Origin of the sequence: Janthinobacterium sp. Ant5-2-1 (genome assembly GCF_001445815.1) — a bacterium.
Taxonomy (GTDB): domain Bacteria; phylum Pseudomonadota; class Gammaproteobacteria; order Burkholderiales; family Burkholderiaceae_D; genus Janthinobacterium; species Janthinobacterium lividum_E.
Genome location: NZ_LNCE01000145.1, coordinates 1 through 2593 on the forward strand (window position 1 = coordinate 1; position 2593 = coordinate 2593).

At 54.9% G+C, this 2593-nt stretch carries 3 protein-coding genes; 1 reads left to right on the forward strand and 2 read right to left on the reverse strand.

Annotated features, from left to right (window positions below; all coding sequences use genetic code 11):
• Nucleotides 1-70: 70 nt before the first annotated feature.
• Nucleotides 71-1158, forward strand: a protein-coding gene (locus ASN89_RS26660) for an IS3 family transposase (RefSeq protein ID WP_152988708.1) whose coding sequence is annotated in 2 segments (ribosomal slippage) — nt 71-323 and nt 323-1158 — 1089 coding nt in all. Because the reading frame shifts where the segments join, the coding sequence is not laid out codon by codon here.
• 34 nt (nt 1159-1192) lie between these two features.
• On the opposite strand, the gene ASN89_RS26665 is transcribed toward ASN89_RS26660, so the two are convergent.
• Both ASN89_RS26665 and ASN89_RS26670 read right to left on the reverse strand, forming a co-directional pair.
• A complete protein-coding gene (locus ASN89_RS26665) occupies nt 1193-1786 on the reverse strand; it encodes a hypothetical protein (RefSeq protein WP_152988709.1) in 594 nt (197 codons plus the stop codon).
• Nucleotides 1787-1828: 42 nt separating this feature from the next.
• A partial coding sequence (locus tag ASN89_RS26670) for an HAD-IC family P-type ATPase (RefSeq protein WP_152988710.1) occupies nt 1829-2593 on the reverse strand: 765 nt, incomplete at its 5' end.

Below are 2593 nucleotides of genomic sequence, written 5' to 3' on the forward strand. Positions count from 1 at the left end.
GGTAATCCCCCCGCCAAATGATCGCGTTTAAAAGTAGAATTTTCCAAATTCAGATTTTTGAAAGTTCTACATGAAGACGTCCCGTTTTACCGATAGCCAGATCATCGCCATCCTCAAGCAAGCCGAGGGCGGCTCACCAGTCCCTGAGCTGTGCCGCGAGCACGGCATCAGCAATGCCACGTTCTATAAATGGCGCTCCAAGTTCGGCGGCATGGACGCCTCGCTGATGGCCCGCATGAAGGAACTGGAGGAAGAAAATCGGCGCCTGAAGAAGATGTATGCCGAAGAGCGCTTGAAGGCCGAGATCGTCGCGGAGGCCCTGACAAAAAAATGGTAGCGCCATCTCAGCGGCGGGAGATGGCGCAATGGGCCGTGGCCCAGCGTTCAGCCACCATAGGACTGGCCTGCCAGGCGTTCGGCATCAGCCAGACCTGCTATCGCTATCGTGCCAAGCTCGACGCAGAAAATGCTGTCGTGGCTGACTGGCTGATACGCCTGACCAACAACCAGCGCAACTGGGGCTTCGGCCTGTGCTTCCTGTATTTGCGCAATGTGAAGGGGTTTAAATGGAACCACAAGCGCGTCTACAGGATCTATCGCGAACTGGAACTGAACCTGCGGATCAAGCCACGCCATCGGCTGGTGCGGGAAAAGCCGCTGCCGCTGGCCGTGCCTACACAGATCAACGACACCTGGTCGATGGACTTCATGCATGACCAACTGGCCGACGGCAGAAGCATCCGATTGTTTAATGTGATCGACGACTACAACCGTGAGGGACTCGGCATCGAGGTCGATTTCTCCTTGCCGTCCGAACGCGTCATCCGCTCCCTCGACAGGATCATCGAATGGCGTGGCAAACCCCAGGTCATTCGCTGCGATAACGGCCCGGAGTACATCAGCGCCGTGACGCTGACCTGGGCCGCCAAACGCGGCATTCGCATCGACTTCATCCAGCCTGGACAGCCGCAGCAGAATGCTTATGTCGAGCGCTATAACCGCACGGTGCGCTACGACTGGTTGGCCCATCACCTGTTTGAAACACTCGATGAGATCCAGGATTTTGCAACCCGCTGGCTGTGGACTTACAATCACGACCGGCCCAACATGGCACTTGGCGGCATCACACCAAAACAGAAGCTTGCCTTGGCCGCTTAACCTCTACTTTTAGCGCGCTCTAAAAATGGGGGGATTACCGCTGTGAACGTTGAGAGAGCGCCCATTCCGACTCAAACATGTTGAAGATGGTATCTTCAAGGGTCGCACCGCTATCAATGGCTCGTGTCAATTCACTATCGCTGAGACAGCACGATCTATGGGCTTTTGCCATCGCGGCGTTGAGCATCGCTCCACCGGCATTTGTGTTGATTTCGATGAGCGCCAAGGTATCGTCGTGGATGTGGAAGTCATAGCCAAAAAATACTCCTTTTGCATCATCAGGATTATGCTTGGCAATGTCAGGAGCATCAGTCAGAACGCGCGCACGATACGATGGCAGCGATATTACGGATTCAATCGCTGCAATAACGTCCGCAATACGTTTGCTTTGGCGATACGAGACAAAAATAGGCCGCGCAGAAAATAGATAGGGACACCGCTCCTCGATCAACTCGTGCAATCCGTCCATGCCCGGTTCGCTAGAAAGCGCTATTTTCAATGCGGAGCTATCCAAACTGGTGCAGAAACAGTCTCTATTGAGGCGTGCAGCCGGAAGAAAATTCAATTCTTCGTTGCTAAGCAAGCAGCCATTATTCGATGCAGCTTTCACTATCGCAGGTATATTCATGTTTGCTTCCACAAGAATGTCGCTCGGTGCCACAGTCAGCGGTTAAGGCCGACCGGTACCGCGCAACCGGAGTGCATTGGTAATGACAGACACGGAACTCAGGCTCATCGCTAACGCGGCGATCATCGGCGATAGCAGTTGGCCAGTAAATGGATACAGCACACCGGCAGCCAGGGGAATGCCCAAGGCATTGTAGACAAACGCGAAGCCCAGGTTCTGCCACATATTTCGAACAGTATCGACCGAGATTCGACGGGCAAGGGCAATCCCACGCAGATCTCCTTTTACTAGAGCGACGTGAGCGCTATTGATAGCCACGTCTGTTCCTGTACCCATGGCAATACCAACATTGGCCTTCGCCAGTGCGGGGGCATCATTGATTCCATCGCCGGCCATTGCGACCACCTTGCCTTGCTTTTGCAGTTTTTCTACCAAGGCCAACTTGTCCTGTGGTTTCACCTCGCCGTAGAACTCCGTGATGCCCAGCCTTTCGGCTACGGACTTCGCAGTGGTGACGCCATCGCCAGTGGCCATGATTACGGTCAGCCCTTCAGCGCGCAAGCCTTCTATGGCCTCATGCGTCGTTGCCTTGATGGGATCCGACACCGCAATCAGTCCAGCCAAAACGTCGTCAGAGGATAGATACATGACGCTAGCACCTTCTGTCCGCAGGCGTTCAGCGACCTCAGCAAGCGGCCTCCAATCGACTTTGTCAGCATCCATCAGCGCGGTGTTGCCCAGTGCGATGTGCACCCCGCCAAGCGTGCCGCGCACGCCAATACCGCTGGCAGACTCAAAACTGTCAGG

Excerpts from the sequence above, each read along its gene's own strand:
- ASN89_RS26665 (WP_152988709.1), bottom strand. The coding sequence starts at position 1,786 with ATGAATATACCTGCGATAGTGAAAGCTGCATCGAATAATGGCTGCTTG.